Below are 21,592 nucleotides of genomic sequence, written 5' to 3' on the forward strand. Positions count from 1 at the left end.
TCTGGAAGACCATAAGTCGGCACTACCTACGGCACAAACAGGAACGTTCCTACGAACCTTCGCTCAGGGTGGCCAAGCAACGGGGCAATCAACAACATCCGCTTCCCTTAAACCCAGCGTAGCCGCCAGAGCGCCAGACTGAAGAAGACAAACGCGAAGAGCAGCAGCACGGTTGTCTCTAGCATGATCCCAGAGAAGTTGGCGCCACGCATAATGACATCCTGAAAGCCCTGGAGTGCCCAGGTGTGCGGAGAGGCGAGACCAATCGTCTGGAGTGCAGGGGGCATGATGAAGCGTGGTGCCATAACGCCGCCGAGTACGGCCATTGGCAAGATAAAGAGCAACGCCATGCCGTTGGCCTGTTCCGCTGTGCGTGACAGGGCTGCGATGAGTAAACCGAGACCATTGGCGGACAGCGAGACGGCAATCGCCACGGGGATAAGCGCCAAGGGGTGTTCGCCGAGGCCAAGGGCTGGTGCCCCAAAGAGTGGCAGTACAAAGATGCCTACAGCAAACATAAGCACAATCTGGATCAGATTAATTAGAAAGAAGGCCAGCAGTTTGCCAAGCAGCAAAGCCCAGCGTGGCACTGGTGCGGTCAGTAAGCGCCGGAACGTACCACTACGCTGCTCTTCCATCATGCTGCCTGCGAGCATCTGGGTGATGAAAAAGACCCCGAAGAGCGTATAGCCTGGAACATTCTGTTCGACTGCATTCGGGCGGCGCACTGTTTGCATGCCCGCTGGCGATTGGATATTCAGGCTCACAAGCGGACCATCGCTCGCATTGCCCTCAGTGATAACCTCCAACGAATGTTCACGAGCCTCACCTGGAATCGAGCCTCCCTGCTGCTCAATAGTATCTAGGAGCAACGCCATGCCCTGGGGGGCAATCGCCTGGCTGGCAGCCTGCTGACTCAAACCACTCATTGCACCCTGTACTGGCCCCAAAACCTGGATGGGCAGCGCAGGATCGCTCATTAAGATGATCTCTCCACTAGGAGCATTGCTACTTTCGCCGAAGACTGCTGCACTGACGGCCTCTGAAAAACCCGCAGGAATGACCACTGCGATTGGTTGCGACCGGTCAATAATCAATGCCTCTGCCTGCGCCCGGGTCAGCGGCTCATCTTCCCAGGTGGTCATCATCGTGAAGCCATCCGCATGCTTAAGGTCGGCAAACACCTGTGCGCCAATGGCACCTTGGTCTTCATTCACCAGCATGATTGTTACCGGCGAGCCCTCACCTCCATCAAAAAGATTAGCCAGCGCAAGTGACATCAGCAAAATAAAGACCAAAGGCATCATAAACAATAATACCAATGCACTCAAATCATTCCGCATAAGCTTGAGATCTTTGATCGTAGTTGCAAGGATTTGATTAAGCATGATGTGTCCTCCCTAAAGCAATATAGGCAATAGCGCAAAAGGAGCGCTGTCTGGGTGCGCGGGCCTTTGGCCCGCACACCCAGGATGGCGTATTCACAGCGTTACTTTTGCGCTATTGCCTATATAGTCTTTCAGATAATGTTTCTGGAACCTCCAGGATCGTGGGAGGGGTTTCGGGCAGGGCGAAGCCCTCCCCGAACCCCTCCCTTAGTGTACGGGAATCCTTAATCACGCAGGCTACGTCCAGTTAGTTCGAGAAAAACCGTCTCAAGGTTCGGCTCAAGCACCTGCAATCCATTGAGCGCAACCCCTGCAGCTTCCAGCGCAGCAAGGGCACCAGTCAAGGCTTGAGAGACAGCCTGGGTATTTAGGGCAATGCGTCCATCAATGCGTCGCACCTCAAGGACGCCTGGGCAGGTACGTAAGGTTGCATCAAGTGATTCTGGTGTTCCTTCAGGCACATTGAGCATCACCACCCCACCACCGAGGGCCTCAATCAGCGCTCGTGGAGTATCAAGAGCAATCAGTTTACCCTGATCTACAATCGCAATACGCTGACAGAGACGCTCGACTTCCTCCATGTAGTGGGTCGTATACACAATTGTCATACCTTCACGGTTCAGTGCTTCCACATTGTCAAAAATAAAATTGCGCGACTGTGGATCTACACCGACCGTTGGCTCATCAAGAAAGAGTATTTCAGGGCGATGCAGCAGCCCTGCGGCAATATTAACCCGGCGCTTCATGCCACCAGAGAAGGTGTTAACCTTATCGTGTGTACGATTGGACAGGCCAACCATAGCCAGCGCCTCTGTGACTCGCTGGCGCAGCATACGCCCACGCAGCCCATAGATACCACCGAAATAACGCAGATTATCATGTGCTGATAGGGCCGGATAGAGCGCCAATTCCTGGGGGATCAGCCCAATACGCTGCTTAACCTCGTGTGCATGTTGCACTACATCGTGGCCTGCAATCTGCACCGTGCCGCCGCCTGGCGGCATCAGACAGGACAACATGCTAATCGTTGTACTCTTGCCAGCACCATTTGGCCCGAGCAATCCAAATATCTCGCCCTTGCGAATCGCAAAACTCACGCCCTGCACTGATGGCTGTGACGCGCCCGGATACTGAAAGAATAGATCTTTTACCTCAAGCATGTGTTGCATTGTGTCTCCACTTACTCGTTAAACCTTTGTAATATGATCATGCCACAGATAGAGACACCCTCACATGTGCCATGAAGCCTATGAAAAGATATTTCCTGCTTTATTACATTCGGTCAACACTGAAGAATCTTTTGCTTGCGTGTTGGCGGCGAAGCCGCCAACACGCAAGCGAAAGAGGAGAAAATACTAGCGTACCACCAAGGGCAAGTAGACCATAAACCGCTGCGGTTCAAGCCGCGCTTCAACTACAACCGGCTCGTTGCTGAGCGTGCCACCATGCTGTACGCCGCTCATTTCGTCGCTGAAGGTAGCCGCAAGCACAAGCGTCTCAGCAGCACCAAGGGGATTGGCGCTCAGATCAAGCGTGGCCGTAAAGACGCCAGTGCCGCGTGTGGGCGTAATGGTTGTGGTAGCAGCGGGTTGGCTTGTGTCCCCAACAATGCTCCATGCCAACGTCAGTTGCCCGTTGCCGTCGAGGTCGCTGCCGAAGGGCACGCTGATGCTGGCGCTGGTGCGCTCGTCGTTGAGGCTGATCACTGGTTGCCCAGCCACCAGGCGATCCGGATCGGGGCCGCGCTGGAGCGGAGTGAAGCTAGTGCGTAGCTCGACCGCCTCCTCGATGTGGTAGGGATAGAAGGCCCCAAGCAGCGCCGGAAGGGCCTGCTGCGTGGAAAAGAGGTCGTCAGCCGCCGGGTTGAATAAGTCCTCAACATTCACATGCCAGTTGAAGACAAAGGGGCCGTCACTCTTCTGGTAGCTCGCTAGGCTGCCCACAGGCGAGCGGCCATTCCTGAGCCACTCGGCGCTGTTGAGGTCTACTCCGGCAGCCAGCAGCCCCTGAATCGCGTAGGCAGTTGAGTTGACACTAAAATCCCCGAAGCTCTCCCATCCACCATAGGGGGCTTGGCTGGTGTGTAGGAAGCGTACCGCGTTGGTAATGACCTCATGATCTTGCGGCATACCAGCGGCAACCAGAGCTTGCAACACAAGCCCAGTTTCATCAATGCTGCCCCAACTGCCCTCCTCATTCTGGAGACCGCTCAGGAACGTAAGGGCTTCTGGGGGTACCTCTGCACCAGCGGCGATCAGCCCAAGGATGGCGAAGGATTGCGCTACCACCCCGGCTGCGCCGGAGTTCCAGCCTTGCGCAGCGGTGCTGCTGTAGGCCCCTGTCGCTTGCAGGGTGTCGCCTAGTTCGGCAACCAGATCAGTCTCAGCAAAATCACGCGGATCAGCCCCAGCAGCCACGAGGCCAACAATCAGCTTGCCGATCCGGGCAGGAAAGATGGTGCCATTCAGATCGCGGGTGTAGGTCAAGGTTTCGGTAGCGAGAAAAGCGAGCGGGCTCTGTGCGGTCGCACTCTTGATTTCAGCGGGGTGGTAGCCAGCCGCTGCAAAGGCGAATATGTTATCGAGGGTAGCGCCCACATCCGAATCAGCACCAAAGCCAGGCCAGCCTCCATCATCATTCTGCTGCGCCTTGAGGTAGGCCAGGGTGCGCTCCGCACGGACAATCGGGGTCATAAAGAGCGGCTGATCAGTCAGCCCAAAGAGCGCCTCAATCGTCGAGAAGGCATTGACGAAAGTCGCCGCAATCGCCCCATTCTCCTGCTGCAAGCCCCGCAGCGCCGTGCGCGGATCGGTGCCACCCGTAGCCCAGGTGCTCTCGATGGGGGTGTAGCCATAGGTCGCCAAGGCGTTGATACTCCAACCTGTGCTATTGGCTGGCTCGCCGCCGCCGCCAACGCCCCAGAGGGCCGTCTCACGATCTTGGCGCTCGCGCAAGAAAGCCACAGCCTGCTGGATCGGCGCAGCGGTTGGGGCCAGATTGCCACTACCCAGCAGCGCAAGTAGCGCGTAGCCAGTGGTATCAACGCTATTGACCCAACTCCCATTCTCCATCTGCTGCTCAATCAGCCATTGGGTCGCTGCTTCAGGGATGGGCTGGCCTGCGGCAACGAGGCCAAAGATTGCCAGGCTCTGGTTGACCGGATTGGCACTGCCGCTGGCAAACTCTTCAGTTGCCTCCGTGCTATAGGTGCCCTCGGCGGGCTTGTAGCTCTGATTGAGCGCTGCAACCAGATCGTGCCCTGCGAAGGCCTGCGGATTCACCCCCGCAGCGGCCACGCCAGCCAAAACCAGGCCCGTGCGTCCGGGAAACAGGTTGGCGGCATCCACATTGCCCTCAGCATAGATATAGTTCTCTAGCCCATCAGCCAGAAAATCGAGCAGACCCTTGCCCTCAGCGTGGCGAAAGTGGGCTGCTGGATGGCCAACCGCATTGAGCGCCAGCAGCAGACGACTGGTGCCACTCATATCGGCCCCACCAAAACCAAACGAATCGATGCCACCATTGGCAAGCTGCTGGGTACGCAGATAGGCAATTGCCGGGCCAATCGCCTCATCTTGGTAGAAGGGAAAACTCTGGCCCCAAGGCTGCTCATCGGCAACCACCGGCGCTTGCGCCGCCACCGGCGCAAACCAAAGGCTCACCACGAGAACCACCAACAGCAAAGAGCCAAGCGAACGGAACAGGGGATGGCGAATGGACATAGATTGAGTCTCCTATAGCGAGCGAGTGTTGAAGAGATACAGAGATATGCACCACAGAGGCACAGAGAACACAGAGAAGTTTGGGGAGTATGGCAGTCATACCAAAACAAAAAACCCCAACTTCTCACGCGAAGCGGGGTGTAACAGCGATCAGGTTGCCCAGCACTGCCTAGTGATCAAGGGCCACGGATCATGTTCTGCCTCCTTAGCTCGAGAAGGTACTGAACAGACACGTCGCGGTAGGTATCCTGGCTTCTGGTAATACGGGTTTACCAGTTACAGTTGCGGCACAGCGCTGGACTCACACCAGCTTCCACCTTTACACCCTCGCATCCGGGCTTTCGGGATACCGCGACGGTATGTAGTTTGCATAGGTACAAATGGACGGGGCCATTATAGCATAGTGTTGCGGAGTCGCCTCCGGTGGGGGTGCGGGGGCGCTACTCCAGCCTCACCGCTCCCGATCAATTCGTGGCAAGACAATCCCCTGCTGGCCTTGGTATTTGCCCTTTTTGTCCGCGTACGAAACCTCACACGCTTCGTCACTCTCCAAAAAGAGTACCTGACCAATGCCTTCGTTGGCGTAGATGCGTGCGGGAAGTGGGGTCGTGTTGCTGATCTCAATCGTCACAAACCCGGTCCATTCAGGTTCAAGTGGGGTCACATTGATGATAATACCCACACGCGCATAGGTTGATTTGCCAATCACAATGCAACTGACATTTCTGGGTATCCGAAAACGCTCAACTGAACGGGCTAAGGCAAAAGAGTTGGGGGGAATGTCAATATGATCAACCTTCATATCAACAAAAGAACGGGGATCGAAGTTCTTTGGATCAACTACCACGTTCCAGACATTGGTAAAAACTTTGAATTCATCGGCTACACGCATATCGTAGCCATATGACGTGAGCCCATAGGAGATCACGCCGTCGCGCATCTGTTCATCTACAAATGGTTCGATCATGCCGTGTTCGCGGGCCATTCTGCGGATCCAGTGATCGGCTTTAATGGGCATGGGTTTGCCTTACTTTTTTTCAAAGGGATAGTTCGTTGCTACCCTGCTTCCAAAGGTTGATCCTGGTGGTATGCCTCCGCCCGTCCGAGCTGTAGGGCTAGTTCGGCTTTCTGCAACTCTTGGCCCAAGTAGAGCGCATGGCCGATCTCGCCAACATAGGGGGCCAGCTTGCGCCCTAGTTCGCGTGCGGAATGACCGCGCAGGCTCTGGAGGTGTTCACCACAAGGGCTGTAGTGGCGCACCACGATCTCTGGCGGTTCGAGGAGAATCACGAAGGCACCACGCGCATCACGTTGTAGCCGGGCATCGCTGGGGCGTAGCTGCTGCGTGATCAATGCCTCAGCCGCAGCCCAGTCGTGTGCGTAGATGTGCGCTGAGTGTGAGAGGATAGCGAGTTCGCCTACGTCACTCGCTACCATCCGCGCCAATTCGCTCTGGAGGGCACGTAGCCCGTAGGCATTGTTGGCCCAGGCCCGGTAGATGTCATGGGAGCGAAAGTAGGCTGTGAGGTGCAAGCGTTCGTCGCGGATGCGCGCTTGGATCACGTTGAGACAGGGCGGGTTGCTGCTGATTGCATCTTCTTCAGGTGCCCAGAGTACCGCAACGGCGCGCCGACTCGCCCGTGCCGCCTCTAACTCCTTGGCCATGGCCGCGATCTGGTCGAGGTCACCGCCAAAGGCGCGCAGGCGCGCACCATAGGTATAACTCAGCCCCGCGCTGCCGTCGGCATGCAGTAGTTGCCCCAAATAGCCACTGTAGCGCCCATCGGCTTGCCGTTCGCCCAGGCTTGCGCGGCTGAAGGGCATCCAGTCGGCGTAGGAGCATTGCGCTGGATCGTCAGGCTCGTCACTCACCACCGTGAGCAGGTCCAGCACCTCGCGCTGGTCGCTACTCTGTTGGGTGGCACTGCGTTGCCCGTAGTGCAGCACATGCCAGATGATCTGCAGGTAGGCTGTGCGGATGGTAGGCGCACGCACCAGCACACCCATGGGCGCACTCGGCAGCGTGCTGCTCTCTGGTTCATGGTAGGGGAAGATCAGCGGCGCTGTGGCCCAAGCGCGGGCCGCACAGCGATGCTGCGCTACCAACACAGCCACGTCACTGCCCCGCGTTCGCCCCCGGTAGTCGTGCAGCCGCACCGAGCGGCGCAACAACTCAAGTGCCGTCGTGCTAATCTCTGGGTGCAGCCGCGTCCCATCGCCCTTGATGCGCCCGTGTTCATCAAGGCCATCACGCAGGAATGCTACCAGCGCCCCACCGCTCCCCGTCAGATCCTTGCCACAGAGCAGCAGATCGGTAATCCATGGTTGCGCCAGCAGATTGCGTACCAGAAAGCTGACCCCATCACGCGAGTAGAGATTACCCACCAGCGCGTAGCTCATCGGATCGAGCGCAGGCACCACCCGCTCTTGGGGTGTCCAGAGCAGGCATAAAGCCAAACCCGACGCCGCATTGCCCAGCGTGAGGTTTGATGCAAAGTAGATCGGCCATGTCATATGCTGGAGCTTCGGAGGATGCTACGTCTTCTCTCAATAGCTTTTTGGTTTTGTTTTGGCGACTTCGTCGCCAAAACAAAACCAAAAACGAGGTTTGGGCCTAATCCCAACGTATGACAAGAGGCGTAACATCAATTACCCTTGAACATGCCGCATCATCAAGAACGCGAAAGCCCATTGAGATGCCATGTTCGGCAATCTACAATCTACAATCTGCAATCAACAATCTACAACTACACCTCCATCACCACTGGCAGCACCATCGGACGACGGCGCGTCTCGCGGTAGAGGAATTCGCTGACAACCTCTTTGATCTTGCGGTTGACGTAGGCGCTATCCACACTGGTGAGAGCATCGCCGTTGGGCTGAGCCAATGCCGCCCGCACGGTGTCTTTGGTTGCCTCAACCAAGTCTTGGCTCTGGCGCATATAGACAAAGCCCCGCGAGACCACATCAGGGCCGGAGACGAGCGATCCGTTGCTCATGTCAATCCCGACGACGACGATGAGCATGCCATCCTTCGCTAACATCTGGCGGTCACGCACCACAACGTTGCCAACATCACCGACGGTGGTGCCGTCTACATAGATGTAGCCCACGGGCGTTTTGCTGATCTGCTTGCCAAATCCGGGCGCGAACTCCATGATTCCGCCGGGTTCGGGAATGAGGACATTCTCGTTGGTATAGCCGATGCCCATGCCAACGGCCATTTTGCGGTAGATAATCATGTGGCGGTAGTCGCCGTGGAAGGGCAGTACAAACTCTGGGCGGAGCAGCGCCAGCACGAGTTTCAGTTCCTCTTGAGCTGCGTGGCCAGAGACATGCACACGGGCATCGCCGCCATAGATCACGTCGGCCCCTAGCTTGAAGAGGTTGTTGATCACGCGGCTGACACTCACCTCATTGCCGGGGATGGGGGTCGCCGAGACCACCACCGTGTCACCTGGTTTAATCTTGAGGTGCTGGTGGTCGCGGTTGGCCATGCGGTTGAGTGCCGCCATTGGTTCACCCTGGCTGCCGGTGCAGACCACCGCGATCTGGTCGTCGGGGTAGGAGTTGAGTTCGTGGGGCCGGATCAGCGTCCCCGCTTCGGCGCGTAAGAAGCCCATTTCAAGCGCAATGCGCGAGTTGTTCTCCATGCTGCGCCCGGCAAGCAGCACCTTGCGCCCATAGGCTTCGGCGGAATCGATGGCCTGTTGCACTCGGCTGATATTTGAGGCAAAGGTAGCCATAATAATGCGCCCAGGCGCGATGGCAAAGATGTTATCAAAGGCTTCACCAACCGTCGCCTCGCTTGGCGTATAGCCCTTCGACTCGACACGCACACAATCGGTAATCAGCACCAGCGGCTTACGCTGGCTCAACTCAGAGATCTTCTGCAAATTGGTGGGCTTGCCGTCAACCGGCGTGTGATCCAACTTCCAATCGGTCAAATAGACCACCATGCCACCCGGGGTGCTAATCGCAAAGCCGACCGCATCGGGAATAGAGTGGGCAATGTGGAAGGGTTCAACATGAAAGCTACCAACCGTAAAGCTGTCGCTATCGGTAATCACCACCTGGCTCACCTTGTCGAGCAAGCGGTGTTCTTTGAGCTTATTGCCTAAGAGCCCGTGGGTCAGACCAGTGGCAAAAATGGGCGGAAAGCCCAGATCTGCGATCAGGTGCGGTACCGCACCAATATGATCCTCGTGGCCATGGGTCAGTAAGATACCCTTAATCTTACTCGTCTTCTCGCGCAGGTAGCTCATATCGGGCAACACCAGATCGACGCCGAGCATATCGGCATCGGGGAACATGACTCCACAATCGAGAATGACGATCTCATCGCCACACTCGACAACCCACATGTTCCGTCCGACCTCGCCAACGCCGCCGAGTGGCAGAACGCGAACACGATTTTTTGCCATAGGTTTCACTTGAAGTCCGACGTACCGACCTTCCAGGGCCGGGGATGAACTTCACTCCTTTCATGTTATGGTTGGTATTTCTTAGAGGGTCATGGCCCTCTGTCACATCTATGATTCTAACCGTTGCCGAATTTCATCCAGCAACGCATCACGATCTTCCAAGCCCGCATAGATGGGCAGACGGGTTCCGCCAAAGGCTTGACGATGCAGGAAGCGGAGCAATGGTTGTTGAATTTGGCTACTCTGATCGGTGTTGAAGATCAATTCATCAAGCGGTTCATCGGCATCATCATCGGCGCGCCGGATGGCGCTGATGCTACTCCAAGGGTAGAGGAGGCTGATCCCGAGCAGCGACGTAAAGCGTAAGCCATCAGTTGTTGGGGTATAGCACCCAGCCCACTCTTCAAGCAGGCTCCAGATCAGCAAGGGGGTAGCTACAATCAGGCAGAGCATGAGCAGTGCCGGTACAACCTGACCCACCCCCAAGCCTGCTGCGAGGCTCTGCTGCAGGCTTGGCCAGAATTGTAGGGGATGGTAGCTAATCCGTAGGGTGCTGGCAAAGCTCCAGAGCGCAAAGGCCCAAATGAGCAACGCGGCCACCAAGAGGATGAGGGTTAACCGCTGACCAGCAGGCGAGAGACGATAAGCTTTCATAAATGAGGAACGTAGGGGGGCTAAGAGACTGTCTGAAAAGTCGATCATCTGGTGTTGGAGTGCCGACTTCAGCCGGCTAAAGCCGGCACTCCAGCGCGTGCTCACGAGCTTTTCAGACAACTTCTAAGATCAATTCAATCAAAAGAGATTCAATTGCTGCAACGGCTGCTCATCTTTTGCTTCTGACTGAGATGCAGGTGGCGCAGGGGTTGCTGCTGCTGCCCGTTCCGCCTCAACCTGCGCCAGAAATTCAGGCAGGCGGCGAAAATCGGCCTCGAGCAGGGGCCGATTCTGGGGCTGGTGTAGCGCAGCCGCCGGGTGCAGCATGGGCACCACGAGCCGCCCGTTGATGCGACGCGGCTGCCCGTGGATCCGCATGATTCGCTCACCGGGCATAAACAGGTTCATTGAAAAACGCCCAAGGGTAACGATCACCGCTGGGTTAATCGCCTCGATCTGGCGAAAGAGGTAGTGTTCTGTGCATAGCTTGATCTCATCGGGCTGTGGGTCGCGGTTTTTCGGTGGGCGACACTTGATCACGTTGCCGATGAAGACATCGCCCCGCTGGAGCCCCGCCATGGCCAGCAACTGATCAAGAAATTGGCCTGAAGCACCAACAAAGGGCCGTCCCTGGCGATCCTCGTGGAAGCCCGGCCCCTCGCCAATCAGCATGACCTTGGCCTCGGCAGGCCCTTCACCAGGCACCGCATGGGTACGTCCACTATGCAAGCCACAGAGTCGGCATGTCTGCGTCGTCTCGGCAATCAAACGCAGGGTTTCAACAGTATTCACATTCATGCTCATCTTATACCAATTACCCTTGAACATGCCACATTATCAAGAACGCTAACGCTCATTGGGACGCCATGTTTGGCAATCTGCAATCTGCAATCTACAATCTGCAATCTGCAATCTACAATCTGCAATCTACAATCTACAATCTGCAACACAGCCATTATACCCGTTGGGCGACTGAGAGACAAGTATGTTTCAACGGCTCTGTACCACCCCCGAAGGACAGACCCGCTCCAGCCAGATGATGCCGATCATTCCCGCGAGCGCCATGACGCCCACCACCACATAGCCCTCCCTAATGCTCGCTTGGGTCAAATAGATGCCCACGAGCCCACATGCCCCCGCAAGCAAATAGCAGGTCAATACCGCCTCGCGCTTGGTCAGGCCCAAGGCGTGCAAACGGTGCGAGAGGTGGTCTTTGCCCGCTGTGGTAAAGGGGTTGACGCCGCGCCGTAGCCGCGCCACCACGACTAAGCATGTGTCGAAGATGGGCAACGCTAAGACGCAGATCGGTACCATCCAAGTTACCAGGGGGGTATTGGCTGGAAAGCGCAACTTTATGGCGATGGCAGCGAGAATGAAGCCAATAAAGAGGCTGCCCGTATCGCCCATAAAGATCGTGGCTGGATTGAGGTTGTAGCGCAAAAACCCGATGCATGCCCCAATCAGCGCGGCGGCCATGGCCCCTACCAAGACCTGCCTCGGTTCGTTCATGGCGGCCAGCAACAGAAAGAAGGCGGCAGCAATGCTGACGATACCGCCCGAAAGCCCATCCATGTTGTCAAGAAAGTTGATCGCGTTGGTGATCCCCACCACCCACAAGATGGTTGCCGCCAGATTGAGCCAGAGATAGGGCAAAAATTGCACCTGCGTTCCGCCCCAAAAGAGCAGCCCCGCGGCCAAGATTTGGCCGCCGAGCTTTAGGCCCGCATGCAAGCCCCAACGGTCATCGGCAAGCCCCAAGAGCGACACGAGCGTTGCGCCCACCAGGATGGCGACAAGTTCAACAATGTATTCACGATCCCCGAGGATGAGCAGTGCCAGCACAAAGCCCGCATAGATTGCCGCGCCCCCCAAGAGCGGCACGGGGGCCACATGCACATCACGCGTCCGTGGCACCGAGACGACCCCCACGCGCAGCGCCGCCCGCCGGGCCAGCGGCGTCGCCACAATGGAGAAGATGAGCGATAATAACGCGATCAGCGCAATGTGAATCATTGGCTTGCAAGAAACTCAAAGTATCTGATCAACTGTTCGCTCTCGGCAATGTTCTGCTCTTTATCGGGCAGTCCTTGGAGCGCATCAATCAGGCGGTGGGTTTCCGAGATAGCCGCGTCGTGCCGCAGTGTATCACTCAGAATCAGTGCATAGTTGCGGCTGTAGATGAAACTGGTCGGATCAAGCTCTGAGGCGCGTTCGTAGGGCTCTAGGGCCAGCGCCGTCTCGCCCCCGCGCACCGCCAGCAACCCCGTCACCGCATGCAGCAGCGCCAAATCGTTCTTCATTGACGCTGGGTTGAAGTTTGGATCATTGGCCATCCGTTCGGCCAACTGCGCTTCACGGGTGGCACTCAGTTCTGCATAGACCTCGTGCAACTGCATGATCAGATCACGCCGTTCGGCCAGCCCGCTAGAGATATTCTCGATGGCGTTGGAGACTGGCTGGTGCGAGAGCCTGATCGCAATGAGGTAGTTCTCTACCGCGAGGTCAAGGTCGTTCAAGCCGTTGCGCGCCAGATCGCCCAAGCGCACAAAGGTATCGGCGTAGCGTTGATCAAAGCTGGCTGCCTGCTGCAACAGTTCAGCCGCCTGCTCATAGTAGCCCTGAGCGGCTTCCTCTTCGCCTGCATTGCGCGTATAGTCGCCCAGCGCCATCAGGGTCGCCGCCCGCTCGTTGAGCAGAATGACATCCTGGGGGGCAATCGGGGTTACCCGTGCATACCAAGCCGCCGCTTCTTCCAAATGGGCGCGGTCGTTCGTCCAGCGGAACCAGTAGGTGTGCAGGCGGCCCAGGTTGGCGTAGTGATCCTTATTCAATGGATTCAGAGCATGGGCGCGCAGCAGCACCGCCTCGGCGTAGCTCAACATCATACCCGGAGTACCCTGCTGAATGAAGGCCACCACCTCATTCTGATCGCTACGCTGCAAGAGGCTCTCAACGCTCACGTTGGGCACAGCGGCAATCGTCTCGATCCCTTGGGCGCGCAGCACTTCAGCCGCCGACATCAGCACCCGCCCCAGATTGAGGTAGTAGAAGTCCTCACGCGGGTTGAGCCGCACCGTATCGAGGTAACTCGTCAGCGCTATGGTGAGCGTCTCAGCCGACTGGGGCGTGCGTTGGGCAGCCGATTGGCCCTGCTGGAAGCGCATATCGGCGCGGATCGGGTTGAGATTAAAGACCACGACACCAATCAACGCCACGAACGCCACCAGCCCATAGGCCAAGAAAGCACCTGCTGGTGGGGTCTTCTGCAAGCTGCGGGGCGCCGCTGGCCGTACCCCCGCGCCGCGCCCCGCCGCACCCCGGCGTTTCACAGCCCCTTGGCGTGGCGGCGCTTCGTTTGTTGGTGCTGCTGGAGGTTCTGCCGCTACCGCTGCTGCCGCTGGTTGGCCCATAATCTGGTAGTGGCCCGCCAAAGCCCCGCCCGCCACCGTTATACCAAGGACCACCCAGAACATCATGAGGGTCGAAACAATCGGAATCCCAGTAAAGCCCTCAACAATATGGCACACCACCGCACTCAGACAGGCAATAAAGAAGAGTTGCCAGCGCCACTCGTTACTGCGGTGCAACAAGCGCCAACTGAGCAACCCAAAGCTAAGCAGCAGAAAGATATGTGAGGCAAAGCCAAGGAAGCCACGGGTAATCAGTTCATCAATCTGCGCCTGGTGGGCACGATCGGGCGAAGCCCCACGGGCCTCAATATTGGCCAACGCGGGCGGATAGAAGGGATTGAAGGCCACAAACATACTCTCTGGCCCCCAACCGATCAGCGTGCGCAGGGGATCACTCTGAATCAACGCCACCGAGCCCCCGGCATGCTCATCGCCGCGCCAGATCAGCACACGCACCAGCCCGGTTCCATCGTCCACCTCAAGCAATTGGCCCATACGCCCCAAGTAGGGCACCTCGCGCAACTCCTCGAAGAAGGGCGCATCAGAGAGATTGAAGGCGATCAGGAAGGCGCCGCCCGCCAGATTGAGGGCAACCCACGTACCGAGCAAACCCTGCAACAGACGGCGTTCACGCGCCATGCCTTGCGCCTTCGCACGGCGCAAGCCTTGCCACAGCGCCAGCGAAAGAAAGACAAAACCACCCGCCGCAAGGCCCAACCAAGGCCCACGGCTTTGGGTGAAGAAGATCGCTGCCAGAATGACTATCGTGGCGACGCCAGCGGCAGCCGCCTCCATGCCCATCCCCAGGCGCGTAGTTTGGGCCAAACGCTGCGGCAACAACAGCGCCAACGCATAGCCCGCAGCAGTAGCCAGACCCGCAGCGAGCAACCAGGCCCACCAATCCTGCGCCCGCTCTGCGGTGCCATCAGTGATCAGCATCTGCACATTGCCATCAGCCGACGCGGCAAACTGGAAGCCAAAAAAGAGCATGTAGCCCAAGACCAACAGGCCCGGCCAGAGCGCAATGCGTGAACCTGGACGATCAAAGTTGGTCGTGAGCAGCCACCAGAGCGCCGTGGCACAACTGATCGCCCCCGGCAAAACCCACCAGTAGCGGAAGTCCACCGTGCGTACAACCGCGCCAAACTTGAGCATCGCCAGCAGCAAGGTAAAGCCAGCCACCAGCAGCAAACCGCGCGCCAGTGTCCAGAGCAGTTCATTGCCAACGCGCCCGGTGGCGGGTTGAGCCTTGCGCATTGCTCCTAGGGCAATAAGCATGCGGTAGAGCGCAAAGGGCAGCACCATGATCATGTAGGCCGCCACAAAGATCGCATTGCCCATCGTCGAGGCAATGCGGATAACCACATCACCCTGCCACGGCAGCGGATCGAGGCGCAAGTGCTGCATGATCCCATAGCTCGCCACCGCCACAGCAGTGAGGATACTCAGCGTAACGATGCGCTCCACCTGTTCGCGCCGTTGCACCACCGCAACAATGGCGAACGCTAACATAATGTACGAAATATTGGTGTAGGTACCCTGCATACGCTGGTACGAACCCCAAAAGCTCACAAGCGGCACCACCGAGGTGATCGTCGTAAAGAGAAAGACGCCAATATAGAGCAGCGTTGGCACAGCCAAAGGCACCTGAAGCATACGCCGCCACGCTGGCGGAGGCGCGGGCGCATCAGGATCGGGCGCACGCGCAGGTTGTTCACCACGCATGATCAATTGGTCAAGCGCACGGATCACCACCGCTGCCAACGCCACCAACGCCAGCGAACGCAGCATAATCGCCTTGTCCGGCTCAAAATGGCGCGCCGAATAGAGATTGAAATAGAGCGGAATGATCGTCAACGCCAAAAGCCAACACGCCTCAGCAATCCGCTCACACCAACGCCCAACCGTCGTCTGCATCTGTTGCATAGTAGCCATAGGTAAATATGCGGTAGCTAAACCGATTGTACCACAACATCAATGCAACAAACTGTAGCATCACCGTGAGCCTGGCGGCTCACAGCCCGCTTCGCTGGCGGCAGCGGCCATGGCTGGGTCGGCGGGCACTTCGTGGGCAAAGTAGCGCCGTTGGAACCAGAAGGCAACATTGACTAAGGCAATCATGACGGGGACTTCCACGAGGGGGCCGATCACGGCAGCAAAGGCGACGCCCGATCCGATGCCGAAGACAGCAACGGCGACGGCGATGGCGAGTTCAAAGTTGTTGCTTGCCGCTGTAAAGGCGAGCGTGGTCGTTTTGCTGTAGTCGGCATTGATCAGCCGCCCCGTCCAAAAGCTGACGAGGAACATAACGACGAAATAGATCAGGAGGGGTATGGCGATTCGTACTGCATCGAACGGAATCTGCACAATCATATCGCCCTTGAGGCTGAACATCAGGACAATCGTGAAGAGGAGCGCAACGAGGGTCAATGGGCTAATCCGTGGCACAAAGCTCCCTTCGTACCAGCTACGCCCTTTGGCTCGTAGTAAGACAAAGCGCGTCAGAAAGCCTGCGATCATCGGGATGCCTAGGTAGATAAAGACGCTCTCGGCAATTTGGAGAATACCGATCTGCACAACAATTCCTTCAATGCCAAAGAGTGGTGGTAGCAGGGTGATAAAGATCCAAGCGTAGATGCTGTAGAAGAAGACCTGGAAGACACTGTTGAAGGCGACAATGCCAGCGGCATATTCGGTGTCGCCCTTGGCCAGATCATTCCAGACAATCACCATAGCGATGCAGCGGGCCAAGCCGATCAGGATCAGGCCGACCATGTACTCCGGGTAGTCGCGCAGGAAGATGATGGCCAGCGCAAACATGAGGGTGGGGCCAATCACCCAGTTCTGGAGCAGCGAAAGCCCAAGCACTTTGCGATTGCGAAAGACACCGCCTAGTTCTTCATACTTCACCTTGGCAAAGGGTGGATACATCATTAGGATCAACCCAATGGCAATTGGAATGTTGGTTGTGCCTACCTGAAAGCGGTTGATAATGCCCTCAACTTGGGGCAAAAAGTAGCCTAGTGCCACCCCTAACGCCATGGCCACGAAGATCCAGAGCGTCAGGTACCGATCCAACAACGACAACTTTCGTGCTACACCTGCGGGTTGTGCATTCATACAAGAACCTTCAGCCGATGCTAGGATGGTAATCCTAAATCATCAGATTAAAGAGATACCCAACCATGATGATCCCCATCGCGACAATCCCAGCAAAGGTAGCGATCAGGCGGGGCTTGAGGACACGCCGCAGAATGATCAACTCAGGTAGGCTAAGGGCCACAACGGACATCATAAAGGCGAGCATTGTCCCCATGGCGGCCCCTTTGGCCATGAGGGCGTCTACGACCGGGATGACCCCGGCTACATTGGAGTAGAGCGGGATACCGAGTAGTACACCAGCGGGCACCGACCACCAGGCTTCCTTGCCCAAGACACCAGCAAGCGCATCTTCGGGCACATAGCCATGAATACCGGCCCCAATGGCAATGCCAAGTACCACATAGGGCCACACTTTCCCTACAATGTCGCGTACCTGCTGCCATGCTTCACCAAAACGCTGTGTCCAGGTGAGCTGTTGCTCAACAGCCGCCCCGCCATCCATGCGGATCTCCCAGACAAAGGCTTCAACATGGCGCTCCATCTTCATCCGCCCAATCACCATCCCCGCAATAACCGCAATGCTCATACCCGCCACGAGATAGAGGCCCGCTATGTGCCAGCCAAAGAGCCCAAAGAGCATCGCTAGGGCCACTCCATCCACCATGGGCGCGGCAATCAGAAAGGAGAAGGTGATGCCCAAGGGCACGCCTGCTTTGACAAAGCCGATAAAGAGCGGTACCGCCGAACATGAGCAGAAGGGGGTCAAGACGCCCAACCCAGCGCCGAGTAGATTCCCGATGCCGGTGCGTTTCCCCCCAAGTATCTGACGCACCCGCTCAGGACTAATGAAAGTACGAAGCGTGCTGATCAGAAAGATCATGCCACTCAGCAGCAGCAGAATCTTGGGTACATCATAGATAAAGAAGGCGAGTGCCTCGCCCAAACGGGTACCTGGTGTTAGGCCCAGCAATGTAAAAGTGATCCAGTTGGCCACCGGCTTGACATTGTTGTAGGCAAGCAACCAGAGGATGGTTGCCGTGATCACCAGGAGCCAACTGCGCTGATCACGTTGACTGCTGGTAGTGGGAGTTGGTAGCGTCTGTGCCATCAGAGTACCTCATATAGTAAAAATTGAATGTCCTTGGTAGAATCTGCCTGAAAAGCTAGTGGGCACGCGTTGGAGTGCCGACTTTAGCCGGCTGAAGCCGGCACTCCAACGCCAGTTCATAGACTTTTCAGACAGCCTCCTGCTACTTCGCAAGCCAGTTCGTAATCTCATCCTCGCTTGGCATACGCCCCGACACGACGAGCACATCATCAACGACGAGGCCGGGGGTGCGAAGAATGTTCCAGCGCATCATCTGGCCATAATCAGTGACCTTCTCAATCTCAGCTTGGAGCCCCCGATCATTGACTATTTTGCGTACACGCTCTTCGAGGCGAGTGCAGTTGGCACAACCAGTGCCGAGGACTTTGATGGTTAGCATGGTAGCTCCTCCTTCAGTTTCAGGATACGGGTTTGGATTGCTTCATCTCGTGATGGGTTGCAGCGCGGACATGGGCATGTGACCCTATGCTTGGCGAGGGTTGAACCCTCTGGGCAGACCATGGTCCGAGCGAGGTCGAGGAGTTGCAATAGTTCAGGCCGCGCAATCTGGTAGTAGCTGTTGGGCCCGTCGCGGCGGTCGCTCACGAGGCCCGCTTTGCGTAAGACCGCAAGTTGCTGTGAGACATAGGCTTGCCGTAGATCGAGATAGGCTTCTAGATGGCAAACACACTGCTCACCCCCACGGAGCAGTTCGAGGATCTGGATGCGCACCGGATGCATGAGTGCCTTGAAGAGGCGGGCCTGGTGTGTGGCTGTTGCGTTATCCATGAGCTTAGTATATTCCTTTTTTTGCATATTGCAAATCCGTGGGATTGCTTTGTAAGTAGGGGCACGGCGCCGCCGTGCCCCTACCCAGCGCTTCCAAACTGAAAAAAACAGCAGTATCTGGTAATTATGCTAGTTCCGGGTTTTGGGTTTACACTTCACTGCTGTGGCAATGCGTTTAGCACACCTCACAAAAAAACTGTAATTATATGTAATTTTCTTTTCCTGTACCCAATTACACTAATATAACCTTAAACAAGGTTGAATTTTTACTAATTTGACACCCTCCTTGTTTTGTGTGTAGTATAATACAGTGGGTTGAGTATACCCCAAGTCTGCAAAGCTGTACCCTACAACCGTTGAGGCCATGTTGTTGTTTGGCCGTGTTATGGTGACCTAATCTGGAATTGTCCTTGCTCGGCTTGCCAATGTTAAGGTTCGGTAGTTTCGAGCATGTTTGAAGAAGGCGTTTATGACCAACCCTGCCAAGCCCCCAGATCGTGTATCGGGCACTTCGCTCATGAAGCTGGTGAGCCATATTCCGGCAGAGCGCCGCTGGCGTCGTCCTGCTGATGCCCTCATTATTATTGGACGCCAATTGGAGATTATGGCCCAAGATCAGGGCGTTGATGCCCATGTCTCGTTGGGCACGTTGCGCTTTTCGCTCTTTCAACTCCATCAGGGGCGCATTGCCCAGTTGGCCCCCCACTGTCGCAGTGTGACTGTCTATGGCGAGGCTGATGTTGAGCCACCAGCGATACCCAATGTCACCTTTGTGCCGGTGCCCGCTGGTACACCCCTGAGCCAGGAGTGGTTCTTTGTGGTTGATAGCCCGGTCTTCTGGGCCGCGATGATTACCCAGGCGATTACCGAGCGTGGTACCGAGAAGGTGCGGCGCTACCAGTTTGAGGGTGTGCTGACGACCGATGAGCGCATGGTGAGCCGGGCGAGCCTGCTGCTCAATTTGGCCCGGGGCGAGACGACGCTCGAAAAGGTGCAGCGCAACCCGGTGGCTAACTACGCCCATTGGGCCTGGGTTGCCTATGCGCTGGGTACCCACCCGGAAGCTCAACGCCTCGAATTGGTCGCTTGTCTTGCTGAATTGCCCGAGATGCAGGCGCTGCTGGCTGAACCGGAGTTGGAATATGACCAGGTGGTTGCCCATGCGATGGAGGCGCTCCGCCAGCATTGTGGCGCGGTGAGTGCGATGCTGCTGCGTGATGCTGGTGGCGTGGTGGTGCCCGTCGCTTGGAGTGCCAATAGTGCTCCGCCGCCCGCCCGCTCCACTGAGGAGGGGCTGGTGGGCCAGGCGTTGCAGCAGGGCCATCTGATCTTGCAACCCTTGGTGAGTAGCGATCCCGAATATGGTATGCTGGGGCGCGCTGGTGCGGCGGTTGCTATTCCGATTAGTGTGCGTGCAAAGCCCTGGGGCGTGCTGCTGGTTGGTCTGGCTGAACCCGATGCGCTCGATTCGCCCTCTGTGGCCCGTACCGTTGGCTTGGCTACACTGCTGGAGAAGAAGGTTGAGGCGGATAGTCCGGTGATGGCTGAGAGTGCTAATGCGCCTTTCGCTGAGTTTGGCGAGGATGATGGGGAACCCTTTGTGCCCCCTACGCCGACAGAGGCGTTTGTGGAGGACATGACAGGCTTTGAGGCGCCGCCGCCGCCCGCCGCCGCGCCCCCGCCGCCACCGCAAGCGCAGGAGCCGACCTTTACCATGCCACCTTGGATGGCGAGTGGCGCTAGTTCTGCTCCGGGTGCCCAGGCGAGTAGCCCGCCGCCTCAGCCGAGTGCGCCGCCCTTTGCCTCTGCGCCCCCGCCCCAGGCCCCGCCCCAGGCGCCCCCCCAAGCGGCCCCGCCGCCACCCCCGCCCCCGCCCGCTGCTCAGAGCTTCAATCCGCCTCCAAGCATGTTCAATAGCCCCTTTGGGACTGGACAGCCTGCGGATCAACCGCCGCCTGCCCAACAGCAATCCGCGCCCACCTTTGGCCTACCGCCCTGGTTGCGTATGGGGGCCGGTGGTGCCGCCGCGCCCCAGGCTGAATCGCAGCCCATTCCGCCCTCCAAAGCCCCTGTGCCGGTGCAACCTGCTGGCCTGCCGGTCGCCACTGGCCGCAGCTTCCCCATGCTCCAGAAGCGCATGATGAGCGCCCTGGTTGCCTTTGATGTCAATAATGCCGAGGAGATTTGGAAAGAGGCGAGTGCGCTCTACCCCTCCGAGTCGCTCTGTACCGAACTGCTTATGCCGGTGCAGGTGGCGATTGGCGAAGGTTGGCATCGCGGCGAAGTCTCGGTAGCCGCCGAACACTTTGCTAGTCGCTTTGTGGAGGGCAAGTTGCACAATCTGCTCAATATGCAACTCAATCAGCCCACCGGCCCCCTTGCAGTGGTTGGCTGCGCCCAAGCCGAGATGCACGAACTCGGCGCACTCATGGTGGCCCTCTTTCTCAAGTGGGCCGGTTTCCGCGTGATCTATCTGGGCCAGAATGTGCCCAACTCTACGTTGGAATCACTGGTACGCCAGGTGCGCCCCCAGATTCTTGGCTTCTCGGCCACAACCATTGAAGCGGCCCATAATCTGGTCGAGACTGGCCAGATTCTGAGTCGCATCGAACCGCCTCGTCCGATGTTTATCTTTGGTGGAATGGCCTTCTACGAGCGCCCCGATCTGCGGGTGCGCGTGCAGGGGGGCAACTTCATCGAAGGCGATTTCCGTGCCACCGCACGTCAACTTGCGGCCCAATTCCTAAAATAGCCGAAAGGCCGATAGGCGAAAGGCCGATAGCCGCAAAAGAAGGCAAAGGGATGGTTTCAGTTTGTGCCATAGGTAGTGCCGACGTTAGTCGGCTGAGGTCGCCAACAACCCCCGGATGCCGACTAACGTCGGCACTACGAACGTGAGAGATTAGGTAGTGCCGACGTTAGTCGGCTGAGGTCGCCAACAACCCCCGGATGCCGACTAACGTCGGCACTACGAACGTGAGAGATTAGGTAGTGCCGACGTTAGTCGGCTGAGGTC

The 21,592-nt window shown here is 57.4% G+C and carries 15 protein-coding genes and 1 riboswitch; of the genes, 1 reads left to right on the top strand and 14 read right to left on the bottom strand.

The window, feature by feature from the left end; all coding sequences use genetic code 11:
* Positions 1-107 precede the first annotated feature (107 nt).
* From CJ255_RS00995 to CJ255_RS01060, 14 genes are all read right to left on the bottom strand, one after another.
* Positions 108-1,388, bottom strand: coding sequence for an ABC transporter permease (locus tag CJ255_RS00995; protein WP_097642224.1), 1,281 nt, complete (start codon positions 1,386-1,388; stop codon positions 108-110).
* Positions 1,389-1,612: 224 nt separating this feature from the next.
* Positions 1,613-2,557, bottom strand: a complete 945-nt coding sequence (locus CJ255_RS01000) for an ABC transporter ATP-binding protein (protein WP_217352373.1) — start codon at positions 2,555-2,557, stop codon at positions 1,613-1,615.
* Between the two features lie 186 nt (positions 2,558-2,743).
* Complete coding sequence (locus tag CJ255_RS01005; RefSeq protein ID WP_097642225.1) at positions 2,744-5,110, bottom strand: prenyltransferase/squalene oxidase repeat-containing protein; 2,367 nt, start codon at positions 5,108-5,110, stop codon at positions 2,744-2,746.
* A gap of 221 nt (positions 5,111-5,331) precedes the next feature.
* Positions 5,332-5,479, bottom strand: a riboswitch (cobalamin riboswitch).
* Positions 5,480-5,561: 82 nt separating this feature from the next.
* Complete coding sequence (gene dcd, locus CJ255_RS01010) at positions 5,562-6,128, bottom strand: dCTP deaminase (protein WP_097642226.1); 567 nt, start codon at positions 6,126-6,128, stop codon at positions 5,562-5,564.
* 38 nt (positions 6,129-6,166) lie between these two features.
* Positions 6,167-7,624 carry a thymidylate synthase gene (locus tag CJ255_RS01015; protein ID WP_097642227.1) on the bottom strand — a complete coding sequence of 486 codons (1,458 nt, stop codon included), beginning with the start codon at positions 7,622-7,624 and terminating at the stop codon, positions 6,167-6,169.
* Positions 7,625-7,857: 233 nt separating this feature from the next.
* Positions 7,858-9,534: a ribonuclease J gene (locus CJ255_RS01020; protein WP_097642228.1), complete on the bottom strand. Its 1,677-nt coding sequence runs from the start codon at positions 9,532-9,534 to the stop codon at positions 7,858-7,860.
* A gap of 108 nt (positions 9,535-9,642) precedes the next feature.
* Entirely contained in the window at positions 9,643-10,188 is a 546-nt protein-coding gene (locus CJ255_RS01025; RefSeq protein WP_097642246.1) for a hypothetical protein, read from the bottom strand.
* A 138-nt stretch (positions 10,189-10,326) separates the two neighbouring features.
* Positions 10,327-10,980, bottom strand: coding sequence for a uracil-DNA glycosylase (locus CJ255_RS01030; protein ID WP_245863095.1), 654 nt, complete (start codon positions 10,978-10,980; stop codon positions 10,327-10,329).
* A gap of 198 nt (positions 10,981-11,178) precedes the next feature.
* On the bottom strand, positions 11,179-12,201 hold the full coding sequence (locus CJ255_RS01035; RefSeq protein WP_097642229.1) for an MraY family glycosyltransferase: 1,023 nt from the start codon (positions 12,199-12,201) through the stop codon (positions 11,179-11,181).
* Positions 12,198-15,533 (bottom strand): hypothetical protein, encoded by a 3,336-nt coding sequence (locus tag CJ255_RS01040; protein WP_124681775.1) that lies wholly within the window; start codon positions 15,531-15,533, stop codon positions 12,198-12,200. The genes CJ255_RS01035 and CJ255_RS01040 overlap by 4 nt, the downstream gene beginning before the upstream one ends.
* Before the next feature lie 60 nt (positions 15,534-15,593).
* Positions 15,594-16,718 carry an ACR3 family arsenite efflux transporter gene (arsB, locus tag CJ255_RS01045; RefSeq protein ID WP_097642231.1) on the bottom strand — a complete coding sequence of 375 codons (1,125 nt, stop codon included), beginning with the start codon at positions 16,716-16,718 and terminating at the stop codon, positions 15,594-15,596.
* A gap of 34 nt (positions 16,719-16,752) precedes the next feature.
* Positions 16,753-17,808 carry a permease gene (locus CJ255_RS01050; RefSeq protein WP_097642232.1) on the bottom strand — a complete coding sequence of 352 codons (1,056 nt, stop codon included), beginning with the start codon at positions 17,806-17,808 and terminating at the stop codon, positions 16,753-16,755.
* Between the two features lie 142 nt (positions 17,809-17,950).
* Entirely contained in the window at positions 17,951-18,187 is a 237-nt protein-coding gene (locus CJ255_RS01055; RefSeq protein ID WP_097642233.1) for a thioredoxin family protein, read from the bottom strand.
* Positions 18,181-18,576 (bottom strand): ArsR/SmtB family transcription factor, encoded by a 396-nt coding sequence (locus CJ255_RS01060; RefSeq protein WP_097642234.1) that lies wholly within the window; start codon positions 18,574-18,576, stop codon positions 18,181-18,183. The genes CJ255_RS01055 and CJ255_RS01060 overlap by 7 nt, the downstream gene beginning before the upstream one ends.
* Positions 18,577-19,045: 469 nt before the next feature.
* Between CJ255_RS01060 and CJ255_RS01065 the strand changes: the two genes are divergently transcribed.
* Positions 19,046-21,328, top strand: coding sequence for a cobalamin-dependent protein (locus CJ255_RS01065; protein ID WP_097642235.1), 2,283 nt, complete (start codon positions 19,046-19,048; stop codon positions 21,326-21,328).
* The last annotated feature ends 264 nt before the right edge of the window (positions 21,329-21,592 follow it).

Origin of the sequence: Candidatus Viridilinea mediisalina, from assembly GCF_002532535.1 — a bacterium.
GTDB lineage: Bacteria > Chloroflexota > Chloroflexia > Chloroflexales > Chloroflexaceae > Viridilinea > Viridilinea mediisalina.